25 protein-coding genes and 1 riboswitch are annotated in these 22,967 nt (G+C 38.0%); of the genes, 10 read left to right on the top strand and 15 right to left on the bottom strand.

The genetic code is table 11. The features are described 5' to 3' along the window. Nucleotides 1-2 precede the first annotated feature (2 nt). From O1Q79_RS00275 to gmk, 3 genes are all read right to left on the bottom strand, one after another. Nucleotides 3-1,880 carry a RelA/SpoT family protein gene (locus O1Q79_RS00275; RefSeq protein ID WP_386692402.1) on the bottom strand — a complete coding sequence of 626 codons (1,878 nt, stop codon included), beginning with the start codon at nt 1,878-1,880 and terminating at the stop codon, nt 3-5. Between the two features lie 57 nt (nt 1,881-1,937). Continuing rightward, complete coding sequence (gene rpoZ / locus O1Q79_RS00270) at nt 1,938-2,204, bottom strand: DNA-directed RNA polymerase subunit omega (protein ID WP_386692401.1); 267 nt, start codon at nt 2,202-2,204, stop codon at nt 1,938-1,940. 64 nt (nt 2,205-2,268) lie between these two features. Continuing rightward, complete coding sequence (gene gmk, locus O1Q79_RS00265) at nt 2,269-2,895, bottom strand: guanylate kinase (RefSeq protein ID WP_386692399.1); 627 nt, start codon at nt 2,893-2,895, stop codon at nt 2,269-2,271. 269 nt (nt 2,896-3,164) lie between these two features. On the opposite strand from gmk, the gene gap reads away from it, so the two are divergent. The 3 genes from gap (at nt 3,165) to O1Q79_RS00250 (ending at nt 6,615) form a co-directional block, all read left to right on the top strand. Continuing rightward, nucleotides 3,165-4,184 (top strand): type I glyceraldehyde-3-phosphate dehydrogenase, encoded by a 1,020-nt coding sequence (gene gap / locus O1Q79_RS00260; protein ID WP_386687742.1) that lies wholly within the window; start codon nt 3,165-3,167, stop codon nt 4,182-4,184. Between the two features lie 386 nt (nt 4,185-4,570). Beyond that, complete coding sequence (locus tag O1Q79_RS00255; protein ID WP_386692397.1) at nt 4,571-5,410, top strand: transferrin-binding protein-like solute binding protein; 840 nt, start codon at nt 4,571-4,573, stop codon at nt 5,408-5,410. A gap of 356 nt (nt 5,411-5,766) precedes the next feature. Continuing rightward, nucleotides 5,767-6,615, top strand: a complete 849-nt coding sequence (locus tag O1Q79_RS00250; RefSeq protein WP_386692396.1) for a transferrin-binding protein-like solute binding protein — start codon at nt 5,767-5,769, stop codon at nt 6,613-6,615. Nucleotides 6,616-6,732: 117 nt separating this feature from the next. Here O1Q79_RS00250 and O1Q79_RS00245 read toward each other — a convergent pair whose 3' ends face one another. Next, on the bottom strand, nt 6,733-7,614 hold the full coding sequence (locus tag O1Q79_RS00245; RefSeq protein WP_386692394.1) for an Rpn family recombination-promoting nuclease/putative transposase: 882 nt from the start codon (nt 7,612-7,614) through the stop codon (nt 6,733-6,735). A 384-nt stretch (nt 7,615-7,998) separates the two neighbouring features. Further along, a riboswitch (PreQ1 riboswitch) is annotated at nt 7,999-8,043 on the top strand. A gap of 3 nt (nt 8,044-8,046) precedes the next feature. Here O1Q79_RS00245 and queC point away from each other — a divergent pair. Genes queC through O1Q79_RS00230 form a run of 3 tightly spaced genes read left to right on the top strand, consistent with a single transcriptional unit; the run spans nt 8,047 to nt 9,837 of the window. Further along, nucleotides 8,047-8,787 carry a 7-cyano-7-deazaguanine synthase QueC gene (gene queC / locus O1Q79_RS00240; protein ID WP_386692393.1) on the top strand — a complete coding sequence of 247 codons (741 nt, stop codon included), beginning with the start codon at nt 8,047-8,049 and terminating at the stop codon, nt 8,785-8,787. Continuing rightward, nucleotides 8,780-9,199 carry a 6-carboxytetrahydropterin synthase QueD gene (queD, locus tag O1Q79_RS00235; protein WP_386692392.1) on the top strand — a complete coding sequence of 140 codons (420 nt, stop codon included), beginning with the start codon at nt 8,780-8,782 and terminating at the stop codon, nt 9,197-9,199. The genes queC and queD overlap by 8 nt, the downstream gene beginning before the upstream one ends. Next, nucleotides 9,199-9,837, top strand: a complete 639-nt coding sequence (locus O1Q79_RS00230; protein ID WP_386693397.1) for a 7-carboxy-7-deazaguanine synthase QueE — start codon at nt 9,199-9,201, stop codon at nt 9,835-9,837. The genes queD and O1Q79_RS00230 overlap by 1 nt, the downstream gene beginning before the upstream one ends. A 41-nt stretch (nt 9,838-9,878) precedes the next feature. On the opposite strand, the gene pfkA is transcribed toward O1Q79_RS00230, so the two are convergent. The 4 genes from pfkA to ung all read right to left on the bottom strand — a co-directional run bounded on the left by pfkA (nt 9,879) and on the right by ung (nt 13,043). Beyond that, the gene (gene pfkA / locus O1Q79_RS00225; RefSeq protein ID WP_386692390.1) at nt 9,879-10,844 is read right to left on the bottom strand and encodes a 6-phosphofructokinase; all 966 of its coding nucleotides are present in this window, start codon (nt 10,842-10,844) and stop codon (nt 9,879-9,881) included. A 129-nt stretch (nt 10,845-10,973) separates the two neighbouring features. Further along, the gene (locus O1Q79_RS00220) at nt 10,974-11,585 is read right to left on the bottom strand and encodes a 6-phosphofructokinase (RefSeq protein WP_386692389.1); all 612 of its coding nucleotides are present in this window, start codon (nt 11,583-11,585) and stop codon (nt 10,974-10,976) included. A 4-nt stretch (nt 11,586-11,589) separates the two neighbouring features. Next, nucleotides 11,590-12,366 (bottom strand): peroxide stress protein YaaA, encoded by a 777-nt coding sequence (yaaA, locus tag O1Q79_RS00215; RefSeq protein WP_386692387.1) that lies wholly within the window; start codon nt 12,364-12,366, stop codon nt 11,590-11,592. A gap of 8 nt (nt 12,367-12,374) precedes the next feature. Further along, entirely contained in the window at nt 12,375-13,043 is a 669-nt protein-coding gene (gene ung, locus O1Q79_RS00210) for a uracil-DNA glycosylase (RefSeq protein ID WP_386687762.1), read from the bottom strand. Nucleotides 13,044-13,177: 134 nt separating this feature from the next. Between ung and O1Q79_RS00205 the strand changes: the two genes are divergently transcribed. From O1Q79_RS00205 to O1Q79_RS00190, 4 genes are all read left to right on the top strand, one after another. After that, a complete protein-coding gene (locus tag O1Q79_RS00205) occupies nt 13,178-14,992 on the top strand; it encodes an AMP-dependent synthetase/ligase (RefSeq protein WP_386692385.1) in 1,815 nt (604 codons plus the stop codon). A 124-nt stretch (nt 14,993-15,116) separates the two neighbouring features. Further along, complete coding sequence (locus O1Q79_RS00200) at nt 15,117-16,220, top strand: transglutaminase-like domain-containing protein (protein ID WP_386692383.1); 1,104 nt, start codon at nt 15,117-15,119, stop codon at nt 16,218-16,220. After that, nucleotides 16,195-16,557, top strand: coding sequence for a mercuric transporter MerT family protein (locus O1Q79_RS00195; RefSeq protein WP_386692381.1), 363 nt, complete (start codon nt 16,195-16,197; stop codon nt 16,555-16,557). The genes O1Q79_RS00200 and O1Q79_RS00195 overlap by 26 nt, the downstream gene beginning before the upstream one ends. Then, nucleotides 16,554-16,826: a heavy-metal-associated domain-containing protein gene (locus tag O1Q79_RS00190; RefSeq protein WP_386687770.1), complete on the top strand. Its 273-nt coding sequence runs from the start codon at nt 16,554-16,556 to the stop codon at nt 16,824-16,826. Before O1Q79_RS00195 ends, O1Q79_RS00190 begins: the two co-directional genes overlap by 4 nt. Nucleotides 16,827-16,868: 42 nt before the next feature. On the opposite strand, the gene O1Q79_RS00185 is transcribed toward O1Q79_RS00190, so the two are convergent. The 7 genes from O1Q79_RS00185 to rpsP form a co-directional block, all read right to left on the bottom strand. After that, a complete protein-coding gene (locus O1Q79_RS00185; protein ID WP_386692379.1) occupies nt 16,869-17,690 on the bottom strand; it encodes an alpha/beta hydrolase in 822 nt (273 codons plus the stop codon). A gap of 93 nt (nt 17,691-17,783) precedes the next feature. Continuing rightward, nucleotides 17,784-19,151 (bottom strand): L-serine ammonia-lyase, encoded by a 1,368-nt coding sequence (locus tag O1Q79_RS00180; RefSeq protein WP_386692378.1) that lies wholly within the window; start codon nt 19,149-19,151, stop codon nt 17,784-17,786. 86 nt (nt 19,152-19,237) lie between these two features. Next, a complete protein-coding gene (locus O1Q79_RS00175; RefSeq protein WP_386692376.1) occupies nt 19,238-20,482 on the bottom strand; it encodes an HAAAP family serine/threonine permease in 1,245 nt (414 codons plus the stop codon). Between the two features lie 224 nt (nt 20,483-20,706). Next, nucleotides 20,707-21,057 (bottom strand): 50S ribosomal protein L19, encoded by a 351-nt coding sequence (gene rplS, locus O1Q79_RS00170; protein ID WP_386692374.1) that lies wholly within the window; start codon nt 21,055-21,057, stop codon nt 20,707-20,709. A 44-nt stretch (nt 21,058-21,101) separates the two neighbouring features. Continuing rightward, on the bottom strand, nt 21,102-21,863 hold the full coding sequence (trmD, locus tag O1Q79_RS00165; RefSeq protein ID WP_386692372.1) for a tRNA (guanosine(37)-N1)-methyltransferase TrmD: 762 nt from the start codon (nt 21,861-21,863) through the stop codon (nt 21,102-21,104). Between the two features lie 48 nt (nt 21,864-21,911). After that, on the bottom strand, nt 21,912-22,439 hold the full coding sequence (rimM, locus tag O1Q79_RS00160) for a ribosome maturation factor RimM (protein ID WP_386692369.1): 528 nt from the start codon (nt 22,437-22,439) through the stop codon (nt 21,912-21,914). A 28-nt stretch (nt 22,440-22,467) separates the two neighbouring features. Beyond that, on the bottom strand, nt 22,468-22,716 hold the full coding sequence (rpsP, locus tag O1Q79_RS00155) for a 30S ribosomal protein S16 (RefSeq protein WP_386687876.1): 249 nt from the start codon (nt 22,714-22,716) through the stop codon (nt 22,468-22,470). Nucleotides 22,717-22,967: the final 251 nt, after the last annotated feature.

The raw sequence follows: 22,967 nt of genomic DNA, 5'->3' as shown, positions 1-22,967 counted from the left end.
AACTAAGATAACGCATTGATATTACGTTCAACACTAACCACACCAGTAATATGTTGAAGTTTACGGATAATTTTAGCTAAATGTTTAGTATTTTGTGTCGTTATCACTAATACCGCAAAACTACTCTGACCATCTTCTTCCGTCCAAATACTATGCACCTGACTTCGCATTAATACTAACGCCGTCATGATAAAACCTAAGGCTTGTTGCTCTTTCATTTCAATGCGTAATTCCACTTCGAAATTCTGGTCTATAATATGATCAGCCCAATCTACCACTGAGAAATGCCCTTGATGACAGGTTAAGGTTGCACAGTTTTTATGATGAATAACCAATCTATTGTGTTCATCTTCATAGGCACAAATTGGATCACCTAAAATCGGGTGACAACAATTTGCCAAAATACGTAGTTTAGCGGAATGAACAGAAACTGCGGTCTGTTCTTCAAGATTTTTTAACTCTTGACGGATTTTAGATTTCGCTCTGCCAGTTACCACAGAATGTAACCAATTTTCTTGTGGGCTTGCCCTACTTGATGTAACAATCTCCACGGTTTGTCCTGAAGATAATGGCTGAGAAAGCGGATAATCTATGCGATCAACTTTTGCACCTATACATTTATTCCCGATATCCGTATGCACCGCATAGGCAAAATCAATGGCGGTTGCCCCTTGTGGTAACTCAATAATCCGCCCTTTCGGTGTAAACACATAAATCTCATGGGAAAATAAATCGGATTTCACGCTTTCAATAAATTCAAAAGAATTCCCCGCACTTTGCTGTAAATCAATTAAACTTTGTAACCAGCATTGGGCTTTAATTTGAGCAGTCGTAGTATCATTTTTGCCATCTGCTTTATACACCCAATGAGCAGTAATGCCCATTTCCGCCATGCTATCCATTTCTTCAGTGCGGATTTGAATTTCCACTAACACGCCTTTCGGTCCAATAGTAGAAGTATGCAAGGCTTGATAACCGTTGGCTTTCGGCACGGCAATATAATCTTTAAATTGTCCGGCTCTTGGTTTATATAAATTATGCACAATACCAAGCGTACGATAGCATTCATCTACTGTATTAACGACAATACGGAAATCATAAATATCTAAAATAGAACGAAACTCTTGCTCTCGTTGTTTCATATTTTGATAAATATAAAACAACGGTTTTTCTCGTCCAAACACACGAGCAGCAATTGGCACATTTTGCAGGCGAGTTTGTAACTCGTCTAAAATCGGTTGAATTAATTCTTGATGACGGCTACGAGCTAATTGAATGACCTTTTGTAATACCGCATAACGTTGTGGGTGCATGGCTTGAAAACAGAGATCTTCCAACTCGTTTTTAACGTGTTCAATACCTAAACGGTGAGCCAAAGGGCTATAAATTTCTAACGTTTCTTTCGCAATACGACGACGTTTATCAGGACGTAACGACCCTAAAGTTCGCATATTATGCGTTCGGTCGGCAAGCTTGATTAACACCACTCGAATATCTTTCGTCATGGCTAAAATCATTTTACGGAAACTTTCCGCTTGAGCTTCTTGACGAGTACGAAATTTGAGCTTATCTAATTTCGATACGCCATCGACAATTTCTGCCACACTTTTCCCAAAGGCAGCTGTCAGTTGTTCTTCCGTATAAGGGGTATCTTCAATGACATCATGTAATAACGCTGCCATCACGGCTTCATGATCTAAATGCATTTCTGCAATAATACAAGCTACTGCCACAGGATGGGTAATATAAGGCTCACCGCTGGAACGAAATTGTCCTTGGTGACCATCTTTTGCCATAAGAAAGGCACGTTTAATTAACTCAATTTGTTCAGTGGGTAAATATTCCTGAATAATTTTTTCTAACGGTTCAAAATAAAGCATATTTACTTATCTCAAATTTCAAACAGCGAGCCTAACAACATGGCAAATGCAGCACACTTATTCTGTCACAAATGCTGTTGCTTGATTTTCTTTTTCACCATAAGAAAACGCGTCTTGACGTTCTTGAGCATTCATAATCTCGTTATTAATCAAGCCTTTTTCAATTTCTCTTAACGCAATCACGGTAGGTTTATCATTTTCTTCCGGCACCAAAGGTTCATGCTGATTTAACTGCAATTGTCTTGCACGACGAGAAGCGGTTAAGATCAAATCAAAACGATTACCAATTTTTTCAACCGCATCTTGCACAGTAACGCGAGCCATATTTTACTCCAATAATAGTTAACATTTTTTCAATAAAAGGGGAGACATAATACTAAACTGCACGCTATTTTGCTAGTAATTCATTAATTAAGTGTTGATTTTCCTGTTTTTGATAGTCTAATCTGAGTTTTTCAGTTCGTAAAATACTTTTTAAATCTGCCAAAGCCTGCTCAAAATTATCGTTTACAATCACATAATCATATTCATCATAATGGGCAATTTCGTCCATAGCCTTTGACATCCGTTGCGCAATCACATTTTCACTATCTTGTCCACGTCCAATTAACCGATGTTCCAATTCTTCTAAGGATGGTGGCAAAATAAAAATGCTTTTTACTGACCTCACTTTTTGCCGAATTTGTCTCGCCCCTTGCCAGTCAATATCCAAAAACACATCAATCCCTTGGGTAAGATTTTTTTCAATCGCCGGCAAAGACGTACCATAATAATTGCCACCAAAAACGTTGGCATATTCCAAAAATACCCCTTGTTCAATCAGGGTTTCAAACTCTGGCACAGACACAAAATAATAATGCACACCATCAATTTCCCTCGGTCGGGGTTGACGTGTCGTATGAGAAACCGACACCATCATTTTTTTTTGTTGATCTTGTTCTAGCAACGCTGCAATCAATGATGATTTTCCCGCTCCACTCGGTGCCGATAAAATATATAAATTACCTTGAGCCATCCTTTTCCCCTTAATGATTAAATTGTTTTTCTTATTATGCCGTTAGGCGATCTAAAAATCATTATAAATTATAAAGTGCGGTAAAAATTTTCAATAATAATTTAACCCAAAAATTTGATCGAGATCACAAAAAGTTTATACGATCCTTACTCGTCTTATTTCGTTATTAATAAAAAATGTGCTATAATTGAAAACGGACAGCTAGTTAACTTCTCGGAAGTAATGAACTGTACAACTTTTGTTTAACTTTAAATATAGGTGAAAATCTTATGGCAATTAAAATTGGTATTAACGGCTTCGGTCGTATCGGTCGTATCGTATTCCGTGCAGCACAACAACGTTCAGACATTGAAGTTGTAGGTATCAACGACTTAATCGACGTTGATTACATGGCTTACATGTTAAAATACGATTCAACTCACGGTCGTTTCAACGGTACTGTTGAAGTACGTGATGGCAAATTAGTGGTAAACGGCAAAGAAATCCGTGTGACTTCTGAGCGTGACCCTGCAAACCTAAACTGGGGTGCCATCGGTGTTGATATCGCTGTTGAAGCAACGGGTTTATTCTTAACTGATGAAACTGCACGTAAACACATTACTGCTGGTGCAAAAAAAGTCGTTTTAACTGGTCCATCTAAAGACAACACACCAATGTTCGTAAATGGTGTAAACTTCAACGATTATAAAGGTCAAGATATTGTATCTAACGCTTCTTGTACCACAAACTGTTTAGCACCATTAGCTCGTGTTATCCACGAAACTTTCGGTATCAAAGACGGTTTAATGACAACTGTTCACGCAACCACAGCAACGCAAAAAACGGTTGATGGTCCATCTGCCAAAGACTGGCGTGGTGGTCGTGGTGCTTCTCAAAACATCATTCCATCTTCAACTGGTGCAGCTAAAGCAGTTGGTAAAGTATTACCAGCATTAAACGGCAAATTAACTGGTATGGCGTTCCGTGTTCCTACTACCAACGTTTCTGTCGTTGATTTAACAGTAAACTTAGAAAAACCAGCAAGCTATGATGAAATCAAAAAAGCCATCAAAGATGCCTCTGAAGGTAAAACTTTCAACGGCGAATTAAAAGGCGTTTTAGGTTACACTGAAGATGCAGTAGTTTCTACAGACTTCAACGGTGCTGTTGAAACATCTGTATTCGATGCAGACGCAGGTATCGCGTTAACCGATACATTCGTTAAATTAGTATCTTGGTACGACAACGAAACTGGCTACTCAAACAAAGTATTAGACTTAGTGGCTCACGTTTATAATTACAAAGGTTAATGCTTAGTTAATTTAAGTTAGAAGCTTTAATCCAACCCTGTCATCTAATGATGTCAGGGTTGTTTTTATTTATAAATCAAATAATTCGAAAAAGATTTGCTTTTTTGCCTTATATCACCGCACTATCTAAAAGGAGTGGTACAATCAGATAAAAATCCATTTAAACTTAATTCAATAAAACTTTACAAGCTTTAACAAATCACTTATCATCTTAATAAGAATCGTTTTTATTTCAAAAGGATTCTTTCTGTGGCGGACAGCGGGCTATGTTATTGCACTAATATTTAGTTAACTACGTCATCTAAGTTCAAGCCACAAATTAATCGTAAGCACTGTAAACCGTGCTTTTTTTATCTATTTTGTTATAATTCTTAAGGAGTCTTTCCATGCGCGTTCCATTCAAACTCAGTGCTGTTCTTATTGCCTGTACTTTCGCCCTTACAGCTTGTGGTTCATCCAGTTCTGGTGAATCTGCCAAAATTGAAAAAAATAGCTTTGGTGTGAAAGTATCAACATCTCCTCAAAAAGCAACGTTTGACAAAATCACCGTTGATGGTAAAGAAATTGATTTAGCCAAGGCTGTTCAAAAAGCATCCTTAGGTAATCCTAACCAAATTCACCCTGTATTCGCTTCTGATTCGTCTAAAACTTCAAGTGACTACGTAATACGTTATAACCTTGATGTAGCTGATGCCACCTTTATTGCATCAGTTGATAGTAATTATGTTGGAACAACAAGTAATAATGCTCATAACTTTGAATACGTAATTGCAGGTGCAACAAACGATACGCTATTTATTCAAGGAGAGAAAACTGCGACGAGTGACATTCCAACCTCTGGTACGGTTAGTTACAAAGGTGGTACCCTACGCTTTGTCACCAACAGCGAAGACTATGTTGATAGTAACGGTACTGCTTACGCCTACCCAACTAAAGATAACCTCTTAACAAGCGTAGGTGTGATTGCTGGTCGTATTGAATCCGAGGTTGATTTTGACAACAAAACTATCACTGGTTTCTTACGTGATGCAGGTAGAGGTGGTTCTAATGAAACTTTCGAGGGTACATTATCAGGTAATGGATTTGCCGCTAATTGGACAGATGGTGACTCAGGTAAAGGTTTAGAAGGTAACTTCTACGGTCCAGCAGCAACGGAAATGGCAGGAGAATTTGAACGCTCCAATTCCTTTGGTGTGTTTATTGCGGAACAAACTGCAACAGAATAACCCACCATTACTTCCTTACTATTTAAACCCCAGTTTGCAGTTGCGGACTGGGGTATTTTGATGTTTTATTCCGTATTACAGCACTAAAAAGAATAACGCTATCAAATAAAAAATCCACTCAAATGCAATTCAATAACACTTTACAAGTTTTAAAAAATCACTTATTATTTTAATAGGAATCATTTTTATTTCAAAAGGATTCTTTTGTGTGGCAAGCAAAATTGTGGACAACATGATTGTACCAACGTTTAACAACGAACTCATCTGAGTTCAAGCCACTAAGTAAGTTTAAGCACGGTAAGCACATAGCGGTGCTTGCCTATCTATTTTGTAATTATCCTAAGGAGAGTTTTTTCATGCAAAACCCATTTAAACTCAGTGCTATTGTTATCGCCTGTGGCCTTGCCCTTTCCGCGTGTAGCTCATCATCTAGTAGTGATGGCTCAAATGTGACCAAAGACACTCAAACACAAGCTGATGAACCTACTAAAGAGGTACCTAAAGAAGATGATAAAGCTACTGAAGAGGCAACTGAAGAAGCCACTAAAAGTGGCACAAATAGTTTCGGAGTGAAAACATGGACACCTAATGAAACCGCTAATTTTGATAAGATCACTATTGACGGTGTTGATGTTGATTTAGCAAAAGCAACAGAAACAACAGCTCGAGGCAATCCATTCTATGTTAAAAGAGTATTTAAAGCCGATTCTGTAGAAATCGAAGGTTATGACGTAGACTTTTCCAATGCAACTGTAATTTCATCTAAATCTGACTCATATACCTTTAATAATGTAGTTGCAGGTGCTGCCAAAGTGGGTGACAACCAATATCTCTTCGTGCAAGGTACGAAAAGTACCGATACGCCAACAACAGGTACAGCGACATACGCAGGTGGTAGTTTACGTTTCAGCAGCGACAACGCCAGTAATCTATTTCAAGCCTCTGGTATAACTTCTGGTTCCTTTAACGCAGAAGTTGATTTTGGTGAAAAAACCATCAAAGGCTCAATTCGAGACAACGGTCTCTTCGGAGAGGAGCAGGAATTCTCCGGTCCTGTATCAGGCAACGGATTTACTGCTACTTGGGATGACAAAGACACTGGCAAAGGCTTAGACGGTAATTTCTACGGCTCGCAAGCCGCAGAAGTGGGCGGACAATTTGAACGCTCCGATTCCTTCGGTGTATTTGTGGGTGCGAAACAATAATTTTGCCTCACCGAGCATTTTTTAAATCCATACCCAATCACGCAAGTGGTTGGGTTTCTTGTTTTATAACATAGAAAGCCGTATTTACTCCAAACGTGACAAATCTGAATTCAAAATCTAATTGCATAGCTTTTTGATTTCGTCAATGGACAAACCCACAGATTTAGAAATAATCTCCAGATCTAAACCCAAAGCCAGCATATTTTGGGCATTTTCTTTCAAAGTTTCTAGTCGTCCTTGCTGTAGCCCTTGTTGCAAACCTTGCTGAATTCCTCTATTCGTCGCTGAAGTGAGTAAAGAATATTCGTCCCATTTACGTTTTAAACTGACATCGTACATTGCTTTTTCCCTCTTGCTTAAGTTGCTATATTCCGCAATTTGAAATAATTTCTGAAAAATTGGATCATCTAGAAAATTGGGTAACTTGTTGAGTTTTACCATATTTTTCAGTACAAACAACCATTTTTCTAGCACACTTGTTAATTGTTCACTGGTTTTATTAAAGTTTGGTAATTCTATGTAGATAAATCCCAGTCTATCATAAAAAATTTCCCCTGTCTGCCTGTTGCAAAGGCAAATATCGTGCAAATAATCTTTCGTGTCAGAGAAATGGAAATTATCCATAATTGCAATCACATAGACTTCTGTGATCACATACCCCCACTCGTGCCGTTTTCCTTTTGGTGCTTGGTCACTGATCAGTTTAGAGGCATAATAAATCGTGCGTTCTTTAAATTTATCTTGCTCACTACGTTGCACTTCAATAATAAACTGACTACCATCATCCGTAGTACAAGTTAAATCAAAAATCACCGAACCTAATTTTAACGTATCACCAACATGTTCATTTTTATTGTACACTAAATCGGTGATAACCTTCTTGCCTTTGAAAAGCTCATTTAGAAAAGAAATTAATATATCCTTGTGTAGTTCCATGCCAAAAACATGTTTAAAACCATAATCGGTAGTGAGATCAAGATAGCGTCCATGCTGTTGCATAATAATTCCCCTTTAATCAAATTTAAAAATTAAGGTGTATTATTAACTGCGGTCAAAATATGACAAGATTTTTTAGTTCAATTTTGGAATCAAGATCACAAAAATTTATTTTTTAAAGGGGAAAACTGGGGGCAAAAGAACAATACTAGACCGCCTCACGGGGTTACCATTCGACATTTCTCAAGGGGTTTTAACCAATCTTCTAATAAAATTTCATCAGGGTGAATTAGGGCGACTTCTCTCATAACGAAATTCCTTAATCATCTGATTTTCTCATTTAACCTTTTGCGTTAATAATAATGTTATGCGTTATTAATGACAAGGAATTTATTATACATCAGTACAAATCTCTGCTAAAATGCACCGCACTTTTATATGATGAATAACAACGTGGTTCGCAAACCTCCCACGCAAAAAAACTAAGGAAAAACAATGCAACTCTCAAATCCCAATAATGACCGCAAAGCGGTGGTTATTTTTTCGGGTGGACAAGATTCTACCACTTGCTTAATTCAAGCTATTCAGCAATATGGAAAACAAAATGTTGAAACCATTACTTTCAGATATGGGCAACGCCACGCTATTGAATTAGATAAAGCTCAATGGATTTGCCAAGATCTTGGGATCAAGCAAACGCTAATTGATATGGAAAGTACGCAAATTTTCTCTGCCAATGCAATGATGAGTGATACCCCAATTAAAACGGGCGAAAATGGTGTGCCAAATACCTTGGTTGATGGTCGCAATGCGTTGTTTTTGCTGTATGCGGCTATTTATGCCAAAGGGCAAGGCATTACCGATATTATCACGGGTGTCTGTGAAACAGATTTTAGCGGTTATCCAGACTGCCGTGATGTATTCATTAAATCCATGAATGTGACACTAAATTTAGCCATGGACTACAATTTCCGTATCATCACACCATTGATGTATTTAACCAAAGCCCAGACGTGGCAGCTTGCCGATGAACTTGGTGTGTTAGATTATGTCCAACAACATAGCCACACTTGTTACTTAGGTATTGACGGTGGTTGTGGTGAATGCCCGAGTTGCCAATTACGCAACAAAGGGTTAAATGAATATTTAGCATTAAAAAGTGCGGTGAAAAATGCTGAAGAAATTGAACATAAAAATTCGGCAATTTCTACACCAATGGGGGATAACAATGTTTAAAGTTTCTAAAGAATTTAGTTTTGATATGGCACATATTTTGGACGGTCATGATGGTAAATGCCAAAATTTGCACGGTCATACCTACAAATTACAAGTAGAAGTGAGTGGTGATTTAGTGGCGGGCGGAGCAAAAAAAGGCATGGTGATTGATTTTACTGATGTCAAAACCGTGGTAAAAAAAGCCATTTTAGATCCCATGGATCATTCTTTTATTTACGACACCACCAGCCAAAGAGAATGTAAAATTGCGAATTTACTCAATGAATTAGATTCAAAGACCTTTGGTATTCCAATGCGTACTACGGCGGAAGAAATGGCTCGTTTTATATTTAATCGATTAAAAAATGAGTTACCTATTTCTGCTATTCGTTTATGGGAAACTCCGACTTCCTTTTGTGAATATCGGGAATAATCGCAGTGCAGTTAATTAATGAACCCAAATTTCCCATTGTCGAAATTTTTGAAAGCCTACAAGGGGAAGGGGCAAATACAGGAATGCCAAGTATTTTTTTGCGTTTTGGAAAATGTAATCTCGCTTGCCCTTGGTGTGACACCAATTACAACCAATTTGAGCAATGGAGTTTGAGCCAAATTCTACAAAAAGTGCGGTCTTTTTCTACAAAGAATATTATCATTACTGGCGGAGAACCCACTATTCAGGCAGGTATTTCCTTATTATTGGATCGTTTAAAAGCAGAAGATTATTTTCTTGCAATGGAAACCAACGGACTAAAAGAAATCCCCTCACAAATTGATTATATTGCCACTAGCCCCAAAGCCATGTATGCAAAAAAATATGCCAATCGCTGTATTCCTTTTGCCCATGAAGTACGCATTGTGGTAGATGAAAAAGATGAAAATGTACAAACCTTTTGCCAATTAATTGAAAGTAAAATTCAAGCAGAATATTATTATCTTTCCCCTTGCGAAATTAATGGCAAAATGAATCTACTGGAAACTATTACCCATTTGGGAAAACTGAATCAACGCCCAAATAAACCGAAATGGCAGTTGAGTATTCAGACCCATAAATTAATCGGCATCGCATAAAAAAGGCGTATTTAAAAATACGCCTTAACATGTTGATTCAATTAAACTAATCTATTCGCCACATCTAATAAATCTGCTTTAAACGGACGACGCATATTATCAATCGCATCAATAATATCATGATGAACTAATTTTTCGTTTTTAATGCCAACACAACGTCCCTTTTCACCTTGAAGTAGTAAATCTACCGCATAAACCCCCATACGAGAAGCTAAAATACGGTCAAAGGCTGACGGCGTTCCACCGCGTTGAATATGGCCTAACACCGTAGCACGCGTTTCATTCCCAACACGTGCCTCAATATCTTTCGCTAATTGATGCACATCGGTGACTAATTCAGTAATCACGATCAAAGCGTGATTTTTACCTTTTGCAAAACTGCTTTCAATTTCTTGAATTAATTCTTCTTTGTTAAAACCAATTTCCGCAGCTATGGCATATTCACAACCGCCCGCAATCGCCGCCGATAAGGTCAAATCACTACAATGGCGTCCCATAATTTCCACGATAGAAATACGATGATGTGAACTGGAAGTATCACGTAAACGGTCGATACACACAACCGCAGTTTCTAATGCGGTTTGATAACCGATGGTATAATCTGTACCCGGAATATCGTTATCAATGGTTCCAGGTAAGCCAATACAAGGAAAACCATGTTCTTCAGTTAATAATTTTGCTCCAGTATATGAACCGTCCCCACCGATAACGACAAGGGCATCAATACCATGTGAACGTAAAATCTCGGCACATTCTGCTCGCACAGCTGGATCTTTGAACTCTGGGAAACGTGCAGAACCAAGGAAAGTACCGCCTTTATTAATAATATCTGATACGCTATAACGAGTTAATTGTTTGATTTTATTTTGGTGTAAACCACGATATCCTTCATAAATACCGTAAACATCTAAACCTTTATCTAACGCTGAGCGCACCACCGCACGAATAGCGGCATTCATCCCCGGCGCATCACCACCACTGGTTAACACTGCAATTTTTTTAATCATTTCTGTTACCTTTCATTAAATATTAAAAATCCGATAAATTTTTGCGAGCTAAGATTACACTATTCCCCTACTCGGCTCTAGTAAAATTTCGCATTTTTCACATAAAATTTGATCTAGTTAAATTTCTGTTTAATTTTGTATGGGTTGTGCTTTTGGCAACTCGCAACGCCAATCCCATTTTAGCTGATGTAAACGTGCTATTTCTTTATCAATCGCATACTTCTTCAAATAACCCACTAATTTTATCTTCCCCATATTCGCTAATTTGCGAGACTGCGGAATTTTTAAGGAATATTGATATTGCACAAAGCCACAACCTTGTACATCAGATGCCCGAGCCACTTCTAGTTGCCAATCATGTTGGCTTACATTCGGCTCATAGATAACAAAAGCGTATAAAGTATCTTTTTCCGTTGTCAAATTAAAATACTTCACATCATTATTGTCATACACTTTTTCTCTTAATTGAATACGCTCTTGCAAAGACATATTTTGCACATTACGATCGTGCAATAATTCCACTGCGGTTTTCCAGTTTTTGCCACTTTCTTTATTCGTAAAATAAACATAATGCACCATCGTTCCCAAATCTTGGGTTGATTTTAATACATAGCGTTTATTATTATGCTGAATTTGTTTTGGTACGTTTAATTGAGCTTGTTGTTCTGGTTCAGTTAATAATGGCTGTGTAACACAACCTGACAGCAATAAAATTGCTAAAAGTGCGGTTATTTTTTTCATTATTTTACTCACCTAAATCCCGTCTAAATACCCATTCATTACTCTGTGAAGCAGTTTCATCAAACCAATATCCGCCTAAATCAAAGTGCTTTAATTGCTCCGCTTGAGTCAAACGATGTTGAATCATATAACGACACATTAAGCCACGTGCCTTTTTCGCATAAAAGCTAATCACTTTATATTTACCATTTTTTAAATCTAAGAATACTGGCTTAATAATTTCCGCCTTTAATAAATCTGTTTTCACCGATTTAAAATATTCATCCGATGCTAAATTAATCAACACATTATCACCTTGCTGCTCAATCGCTTGCTGTAATGCGTTGGTGATTACATTTCCCCAAAATTGATACAAATCCTTACCTTGTGGATTATGCAATTTTGTACCCATTTCTAAACGATAGGGTTGCATTAAATCTAACGGACGTAATAAACCATAAAGCCCTGATAACATACGTAAATGTTGTTGAGCAAATTGAATATCATCTTTATTTAAGGTTTCAACCTCTAATCCCGTATAAACATCACCTTTAAAGGCATAAATGGCTGCTCGAGCATTTTGTTCATTATGTTCGGTTTGCCATTCTGCGAAACGTGCTGCATTTAATCCTGCTAATTTATCACTAATCGACATTAATGAGCCAATTTGTGCGGGACTAAGCTGACGACAAATGTTAATTAATTTTTCACTATATTCAGTTAACTGCGGTTGAGAAAAATCAAGATTTTCTACCGCACTTTCATAATCTAATGTTTTCGCCGGGGAAATTATTGCTAACATATTTTTCCTTAAATATTGTCTAAACGCCAATCTATTTCTTCGATCTGATGTTGGCGTAAGTAATCATTCGTTTTGCTAAAATGACCACAACCGAAAAAGCCACGATGAGCAGATAACGGTGACGGATGCGGTGCCGTTAACACACAGTGTTTTTGCCGATCAATAAATTGCCCTTTTTTCTGTGCATGGCTACCCCATAATAAAAAAACTAAATGCTCACGTTGTTCATTCAATTTGGCAATCACATGGTCAGTAAAGGTTTCCCAACCAAAATTAGCATGCGAATGTGCTTGTCCTTGCTCTACCGTTAACACTGTGTTTAATAATAACACACCTTGAGCTGCCCAAGCTAGCAATGAACCATGATTTGGGATTTGAAAATCTGAATATTCTAGGCTTAATTCTTTATACATATTCACTAACGATGGTGGCGGAGCAACGGGCGGTTTTACTGAAAAGGCTAAACCATGTGCTTGATTTGGTCCGTGATAAGGATCTTGTCCTAAGATGACCACTTTCACTTGCTCAAATTCAGTTAATTTAAACGCATTAAATATTTCATTTTGTGGAGGATAAACAATTCGCCCCGCTGCTCTAGCCTGATGAACCTGAGTTAAAATCTGCTGAAAATAAGGTTGTTGCTTTTCTACGCCAATGACATCTTTCCACGTTTTCATTATTTTTCCTCTATCAATAAACGTTGCCTTAAGTATAGTAATTTTCTTACTTTTTCACTAGCTTTTATTCTCACAAATCGTTATATTAGCGAACGCCTGTACGCTAAATTTAAATAATTAATAGGATTTTAACAATGAACATGGATTTTCATTTTATCCAACGCATTCGTCAACAAGCAAAAACACTATCAAAACAGACCGCACTTCGTTATAAACAACAAGATCAGTGGGTCGATATGTGTTGGGATGATTTTCAACAGCGTATTGATGAAATCAGCCGTGCCTTATTAGCTTGTAAGATTCAAGTGCAGGATAAAATCGGTATCTTTGCGCATAATATGCCAAACTGGACAATCGCTGATATTGCCACATTACAGATTCGAGCGGTAACTGTTCCGATTTATGCCACCAACACGGCTAATCAAGCTGCCTTTATTATTAACAATGCAGATATTAAAATTCTGTTCGTGGGTGGACAAGAACAGTACGATCAAATTCTGGAAGTGCTGGATCAATGTCCGCAATTAGAAAAAATTGTAGCCATGAAACCCAATATTGCGTTGCATTATTGTGCAAAAGCCTATCACTGGTCTGATTTTGTGCAACTGGGTTCGGAAAGTCAACAAACAGAATTAGATCAACGCATTGCAGATAAATCCCTTGATGATCTATTTACGCTCATTTATACATCAGGTACCACCGGCGAACCGAAAGGTGTGATGCTTGATTATGCTAATTTAGCCCATCAATTACAAGCTCATGACAAATTACTTGATGTGACCGAACAAGATGTGTCTTTATCATTTCTCCCTTTCTCACATATTTTTGAACGGGCTTGGGTTGCTTATATTTTACATTGCGGAGCAATCAATGCCTATTTAGAAGACACCAATCAAGTACGTCAAGTTTTAACCGAAGTTCGCCCAACTTTAATGTGTGCAGTACCACGTTTTTATGAAAAAATTTACACCGCAGTTTGGGATAAAGTACAACAAGCCCCATTCTATCGTCGAGCGTTGTTTAAATGGGCGTTAAGTGTGGGTGAACGCTGTTTTCACGCTAAAGCATCGAATAAGAAACCATCTTTTTTGTTGCAAAAACAATATGTTTTAGCAGATAAAATCGTGTTCAGAAAACTCCGTCAATTACTCGGTGGACGAATCCGAATGATGCCTTGTGGCGGAGCCAAATTAGAACCGAGTATTGGGCTATTTTTCCACAGTATCGGCTTAAATGTAAAACTCGGCTACGGCATGACCGAAACCACTGCAACCATTTCTTGCTGGGACGATGTTAAATTTAACCCAAACTCTATTGGTACATTAATGCCTGATGCAGAAGTTAAAATCGGGGAAGATAACGAAATTCTGGTACGTGGTGGAATGGTGATGCGTGGCTACTACAAAAAGCCCGAAGAAACCGCCCAAGCCTTTACTGAAGATGGCTTCTTAAAAACGGGAGATGCAGGCAAATTTGATGCTGACGGTAATTTATATATCACTGACCGCATCAAGGAATTAATGAAAACCTCCAACGGGAAATACATCGCACCACAAATGATCGAAGGGAAAATAGGTAAAGACAAATTTGTTGAACAGATTGCGATTATTGCCGATGCTAAAAAATACGTTTCAGCATTAATTGTACCTTGTTTTGAGAGTCTGGAAGAATATGCCAAACAGCTCAATATCAAATATCAAGATCGTTTAGAATTAGTCAAACATTCTGATATTATTCAAATGTTTGAAAAACGAATCAACGAGTTGCAAAAAGAACTAGCTCACTTTGAGCAAATTAAAAAATTTACTTTATTACCACAGGCTTTCACCACCAAAATGGAAGAAATCACCCCGACCCTAAAACTCCGCCGTAAAATTATTTTACAGCGTTATCGTGAGCAGATTGAGTCGATGTATAAGGGAAAGGGAGAGAAAAAAGATAACGAGTAAAGATTATTTCATTCAAATATATTTTGTTCTTAGCAAATTTCAGGTATTCTTATGCCTAGTTCATTCTGCTTGCAGCTCTGAACTTAAATATGACAGGTTCTGTTTATTTATTTTAAGGAAATCTATGAAAAAATTATTTTTAATCACCGCACTTTTCAGCAGTGCAATCTCTGCCCAAGCACAAAACGTGCCAAATCCTAACACCAATACACATTCCTATGAATTTACCCAAAATTACGATCTCGTTGTACCACAGGGTTCAAAGGGAGAAACGAATTTATGGGTTCCGTTACCTTTCAATAATGACTATCAAAGAGTGCAATCTATTGAATTTGATGGTAATTTCAAGCATGCCTATATTAGTGAAAATAATCAATATGGTGCTAAAACTCTGTATGCAAATTGGGATGAAAAAGCGGAAAAACGTCATCTGAATGTGAAATTAGTAGTGCAAACTCAAGATCGTGAGCCTATGCAACAAGGACTGTTAGAAGATTATCAAACACCTGAAAAAATTGAATATTCTGTTGATGTGCAACAATATTTAAAACCTACTCAACATATCAAAACCGATGGTATTGTAAAGCAATTTGCTGATAAAATTGTGGGTAGTGAAACCAATCCATTGAAAAAAGCTGAACGCATTCATCAGTGGATCGTCAATAATATGGAGCGGGATAATTCCGTGTTAGGCTGTGGCGATGGTGATGTGGAAAAAATTCTCACCACTGGCGTGTTGAAAGGCAAATGTACTGATATTAATTCAGTGTTTGTGGCATTGGCTCGAGCGGCGAATATTCCTGCCCGTGAAGTGTTTGGGATTCGTTTAGGACAAGCGGTGAAAATGGGCGAATATTCCAAATCAGCCTTTGGCGGTGCGAAAGACAAAGTGGCGAATGAGAACGGTGGACAACATTGCCGTGCGGAATTTTATTTAGCTGGCTTTGGTTGGGTACCTGTGGATTCTGCTGACGTGGCAAAATATCGTTTAACTGAGAAAAAAGCCGTGGACGATAAAGACACTCAAACCGTGGCTAAATACTTATTCGGTAACTGGGAAGCCAACTGGATAGGCTTTAATCACGCCCGTGATTTCAACCTTTACCCAATGCCAGAACTCGCCCCAATCAATAACTTCGGCTACCCTTATGCAGAAGTCGGCGGTGATCCATTAAATTCTTATGACGCTAAAGAATTCGGTTATGAATTTATCTCAAAAGAACTATAACCAATCCTTTTTTACCGCTTGTGTAACGGCAGTAGTGGCTGCTGTTACATCGAGTTTGTGCTGTATTGCTCCGCTGATTTATTTGCTATTCGGGGTTTCATCTAGTTGGCTAATTGAGCTAAACCAGCTAGATTACTTACGTATTCCAATGTTAATTTTATCGCTTGCTGCATTCAGCTATGGTTTTTGGTTATTAGTCTTTTCCAAAAAGATCATTTGCACGAAATACTTATCTCGTAAAACCTTGTTATGGTGTTACTGGATTCTATTTGTGTTGATTATTTTTCTGTTAAGTTATCCGACTTTATTGCCGTTTATTTTGGAGCGTTTAGAATGAAAAAAGGATTGATCTTTAGCATGATCAGCTTATTTTCTGCGGTCAGTTTCGGCGCAGAAAAGCAAATGACACTGCATATTGAAGAAATGAATTGCCAACTTTGTGTGTATTTAGTGAATAAGGAATTGCGAGCTATTGACGGTGTCATTTCGACTAAGGGCAATTTTAATGACCGACTAGTAAAAATCGTAGCAGACGAAAAAGTCACCAATGAACAATTAATTAACGCTATTGATAAATTACATTATCACGCTGTTGTGATGCCATAATAATTTGTTGTTTAACCTAGTACGCAAGTACTAGGTTTTCTGTTATCTCGTCAATGAAAACTGCAAAAACTCCACAAAATGATCTGCCCAATGTTTCTCATGATGAATTTCATTTGCCATAATACGCAAACAGATATTGTCAACTGAATGTCCCGTTCTAATTAAAGATTGATAATAGCGTAACGTACAATCAATATAGGCTTGGTTCATATTGTAAATATATTGTGCATCCACATCATCCCCTTCATTGGTGCCAACCTGAATGAAAACACGGCTTGCTCGATCGATAGGATGTTGATGAGTAAACTGGAGAAAATTACCTTCGCAAAACCAAGAAGCTAAAGAGAACACGCCTAAATGTCCGAAAATATGGGGATAAGCAGCCCCCATATAAGCGGTGATAATGCCTCCCATTGAACTGCCAGCCAATAACGTATGCTCGCGTTCTGGTTTAGTGCGATAATGTTGGTCAATAAAAGGTTTAACGGTATTTACCACCCAATCACCATAGTCACCACCTTTTCCGCCCGTATTACGGGCCTGTTCGGTATGCCCTACACTGGCTTGCCAAGGCGAATATTCATCTAGGCGGTCGGTGCCAGCATTATCTATACCCACAATAATCAAGCGGGGAAATTCTTTATGTTTTTTTATGGTCGGAATAATCTTCCACGAATAACCTGAATAAGATTCTTTGCTATAAAACACGTTTTGTCCGTCGTGCATATATACCACTGGATAATGTTGCCATTGATCTTTATGATACCCTTTCGGCAATAATACGCGTACACGGCGATGGTGATCGTAATAGGGAACATATAAAAAATGTTCTTCCATTTTTAAATAAAAGCGTTCCGAAACCATTTATTTTCCTTACATCTCAATATAAAAGTGCGGTTATTTTAAAACAAAAAAGAGAAGATGAATATCTTCTCTTGATAGAAGTTGCGTATTCATTTAATCACAAACGACCTTAATTGCCAAGCCACCTTGTGATGTTTCTCGATATTTTGAATTCATATCCTTACCCGTTTCATACATGGTTTCAATCACTTTATCTAAGGTCACTCTTGGGTTTGTGGTGCGTCGTAATGCCATTCGACTGGCATTAATCGCTTTCACTGATGCAATCGCATTACGTTCAATACAAGGGACTTGTACTTGTCCGCCCACTGGGTCACAAGTTAATCCAAGATTATGCTCCATGGCAATTTCAGCAGCAATACATACCTGTTCAGGGCTGCCCCCAAAAATTTCGGTTAACCCGGCAGCGGCCATAGAACAAGCCACGCCCACTTCCCCTTGACAACCGACTTCTGCACCGGAAATTGACGCATTCATTTTATATAATGAACCAATCATGCCACAGGCTAATAAATAGCGCTCAATAATTTCTTGACTAATGGGTGAAATAAATTTCTCATAATAAGACAATACTGCGGGAATAATCCCACAAGCGCCATTGGTTGGAGCAGTAACTACCCGACCACCTGCTGCATTTTCTTCATTTACGGCTAATGCATACATATTCACCCAGTCAATCACGCGCATTGGATCATTTGACAAGTTAGTATTAGCTTGTAACATACGATATAAGGATGCTGCACGTCTTGGTACTCTTAATGGCCCGGGTAAGATACCTTCCGTATGTAACCCACGCTCAATACAGGCTTGCATGGTATTCCAAACGCGAAGTAAGTGCTGTTCAGCCGCTTTTTTCCCATTTAATGCAATTTCATTTTCCATAGCAACTGTGGAGAAAGCTAATCCATTCTCTTTACAGTGTTTTAAAATATCCACTGAATTTTGATAAGGAAACGGAATATCAACTTTCTGCTTCTCTTCTTGACCAAAATGTTCTTCATCAACAATAAATCCACCACCAATAGAATAATAAGTTTTTTGATAAATCACGTCATTCTTCACATTAAGTGCGGTGATTTTCATGCCATTTTCGTGCAAAGATAAGAATGTCTGGTGAAACATCATGTTTTCATCAAAATTAAATGTGATTGTTTTTTTACCTTGTGCAATGGATAATACAGAGGTTTTCTTTAATTTAGCAATAAATCTAGGAATTAACTCAATATCCACATCATCCGGCAAATAACCGGCTAAGCCCATAATAATCGCCGTATCCGTATTATGTCCACGTCCGGTCATAGATAACGAACCATAAACATCCACATGAATTTTACTCACTTGCTCAAATAATAGTTGGGAAATCAAATCATCCACAAATTGTTTTCCCGCTTTCATCGGTCCAACGGTATGTGAGCTAGACGGACCGATGCCCACTTTAAACATATCAAATACGCTAATCATTTCATGTTTCTCATTGAGAATTCCCTTCTTCATACCATGAAAAAGGGAAATTGATGATACAAAAGAGCGGCATTTTAGCTTAAATGCTAAAATAGTCCATAGACAACTGCAGAAATCGCAATTAACCCCATTACGGTGACAAAGACATTACTTAATTGCCCTTGATAACGTCGCATTGATGGGACTTTTCTAATCGCATACATCGGCATAATAAACAGAATCATCGCAATAATCGGGCCACCTAAGGACTCAATTAAGCCTAAAATACTTGGATTCATCACCGCCACGCCCCAAAGGGTAAACAGGAAGAATACGGCGGTACCATAATTAAGTTTTTCACGATTAATTTGTTTATTATCCGTCATTTTAATATAAAGCCCCTCCAAACCTTCACGAGCCCCTAAATAATGACCAAAGAATGAACTGGTAATTGCAAAGAATGCTACTAACGGACCAAAATAAGAAATATACGGATTATCAAATTTATTGGCTAAGAAAGATAAAATACTGATATTTTGCTCTTTTGCCAAAGCTAATTCTTCCGGGGTGAGCGTGAGTACGCAACTAAATACAAAGAACATCACGAAAAGCAACAACATCGTGGATGTGCCTTTTAAAGTTTTACTGGCGTATTTCTCAGCTAAAGTCGGATCTTGATATTCACGCTGTTGTGATTGAGAGAAAGCTGAAATCGCAGGAGAATGATTGAATGAGAAAACCAATACCGGAATCGTAATCCAAAGTGTGGTAATAAAACCACTGGCTGTCGGCATTTCCTGTAACATAGAGCCATTCCATTCAGGAATCAAATAAATAGATAAAGCAAAAAGAATAAAGACCAACGGATAAACTAGCCATTCAGTGAGTTTTAACATCACACGTTCATTCATTAACATTATTGAAATCAAGACAGCAATTAACACAAAAGAAAGCAATACTCGGTTAGGTGAAGCCATCCCTAATTGATTCACAATAAAAGAATCCACAGTGTTTGTGATGCCATTACCATAAATTAGTAAAATCGGAAAAATGGCAAAGAAATATAATAAGGTAATTAATTTACCTGCAGTTTTTCCAAAATGTTCTTCTACTACTTCAGTAATATCGCTACCGGGTTTAGCAGAAGATAAAACAAAGCGAGATAAACCACGGTGTGCAAAATACGTCATTGGGCCAACCAAAATCGCCATAATCACTAACGGCCAAAAACCCGCTCGTCCCGCATTAATTGGCAAAAATAATACACCAGCCCCCACCGCGGTACCAAATAAATTAATCATCCACGCAATATTAAATTTAGTCCATTTCATGGAATGTTGATTTGAAGACATACAAACTCCTTAACGTCTTTATAATAGTTATTAAAAATTAATTCGTGCGTATAATATTCCGAAGATTAAGGTATTTCAAAAATAAATATCGAAAATGTGATCTAGTTAAAAGATTTATATGCTATTTGTTTAAATTTTTAACAGAATAAATATGAAGATAGGAAAGAAAAGTAAAAAGGCTTGGGAATATCCAAGCCTTTTGTGGTTGTACAATAATCCTAAGATTATGCACCCAAACGTTCTTTAATACGTGCAGACTTACCTGAACGTTCACGTAAGTAGTAAAGTTTCGCTTTACGTACCGCACCTTTACGTTTTACAGCAATACTGTCAATCGCAGGTGAGTGAGTTTGGAAAACACGCTCAACGCCGGTACCGTTTGATACTTTACGCAAAGTAAATGCACTGTGCAAGCCACGGTTACGAATTGCAATAACCACGCCTTCGAATGCTTGCAAACGTTTTTTAGAACCTTCAACCACCCATACTTTTACTTCTAATGTGTCACCGGGACGGAAGCTAGGGATGTTTTGTTTTAATTGTTCATCTTCAAGTTGTTTAATGATGTTGCTCATTTTTTAAACCTTTTTTAATACTAGAATTAACTGATTAAGCTGTTTCAAATTGTCTCTTGTTCAGATTGAATTTGTTTCAGCAGTTTCTTTTGTTCGTCAGTCAGAGCTAGTTTTTCCAGTAGCTCAGGGCGACGTAACCACGTTCGCTCAAGGGATTGTTTTAATCGCCATTTGCGAATTTCTTCGTGATTGCCCGAAAGTAACACGCTTGGCACGGTTAAATCATCTAACACTTCAGGACGAGTATAATGCGGACAATCCAATAATCCTGTGGCAAAAGAATCTTCCTCGGCGGAAGCTTGTTTACCTAATACCCCGGGAATAAATCTTGCCACCGCGTCAATCAACGTCATTGCAGGCAATTCCCCTCCTGTTAACACATAATCTCCGACTGACCATTCTTCATCAATTTCGGTTTGAATCAATCGTTCATCAATGCCTTCGTAACGTCCACAGACTAAAATGAGTTGCTCATTTTGTGCTAGTTCTTTTACGCCGGCTTGATCGAGCTTACGGCCTTGCGGTGAAAGGTAAATTACTTTCACTTTCTTACCGCTGGTGTTATTTGTATTTGCTAACGTTCTTGCATGATGAATCGCATCTCTCAAAGGTTGCACCATCATCAGCATCCCCGGTCCACCGCCATAAGGGCGGTCGTCCACGGTTTTGTGTTTATCAAAAGTATAATCTCTTGGATTCACACAATGTACATTTAACAAATCTTGTTTAACGGCTCTACCTGTTACCCCAAATTCTGTAATTGCTTTAAACATTTCGGGAAACAGGGTGACGATCCCTATAAACATAAATTTCCCCGAATATTACGACTTAAAAGCGCCACAGCGTACCTGAGATTAGAAACCAGCGTCCCAATCCACTTCAATCGTCTTTGTGGTGAGATCGACTCTTTTAACTACTTGTTCATATAAAAACGGAATCAACCGTTCTTGTTTGCCGAACGCATCTTTGTGAGTGGCTTTAACCACTAAGACATCATTAGAACCTGTTTCCATCATTTCGGACACTATCCCCATTGCATAGCCTTGTAAATTGACCACTTGGCAACCGATCAAATCGTGCCAATAATAATCGCCGTCTTCCAATGCTGGAAAAACTGACAAATCGACACCAATTTCCACGTTAGCAAGGGTTTGAGCCACTTCACGATCATTGACATTTTTTAATTTAACTATCAGCTCGTGATTATGATGTTTCCAACTTTCTAATTCTGTAGCTTGCCACTGTCCTTTAATTTTTAAAAACCAAGGTTGATAAGCAAAGATATTTTCAGCGGATTCGGTAGATGAATAAATACGTAACCAACCTCGAATACCGTAAGTCGAGCCTAATTTGCCCACCACTTCAATACGTTGCTGTTCCATATTAATCACCTATACTCAAATCATTTAATTATGCTGCTTTTTGTGCTTCTTTCACCAAAGAAGAAACACGATCAGACAGGCTTGCACCTTTTTCTAACCACGCATTAACACGATCTAAATCTAAACGTAAACGTTCAGCCTTACCCGTTGCTAATGGATTGAAAAAGCCTACACGCTCAATGAAACGACCGTCACGTGGTGAACGGCTGTCAGCCACAACGATTTGATAGAATGGGCGTTTTTTAGCTCCGCCACGAGATAAACGAATGGTTACCATAACCTTCCTCTAATTATTTAATAATAAAAGAAAACCCACCCGAAGGAGCAGGAATACTTACTTTTTTCTCTGTATATATAGACAAAAAGCCTGAGAATTATACATTTTTTTAGTAAAAAAGCAAGGAAAAAACGATAGTAACAACATGGAATCAGCCCTGTACTGACGCACAGGGTTAAGCAAGTAACGCCACGCTGTGGCTTGCCACTTTATTTAGGGTTATAATAACCTAAACAATCTTTTAGGAAAGC

It is taken from the genome of Lonepinella sp. MS14434 (assembly GCF_042468235.1).
Lineage (GTDB): Bacteria > Pseudomonadota > Gammaproteobacteria > Enterobacterales > Pasteurellaceae > Lonepinella.
This window is presented reverse-complemented; position numbering and strand designations above follow the sequence as displayed.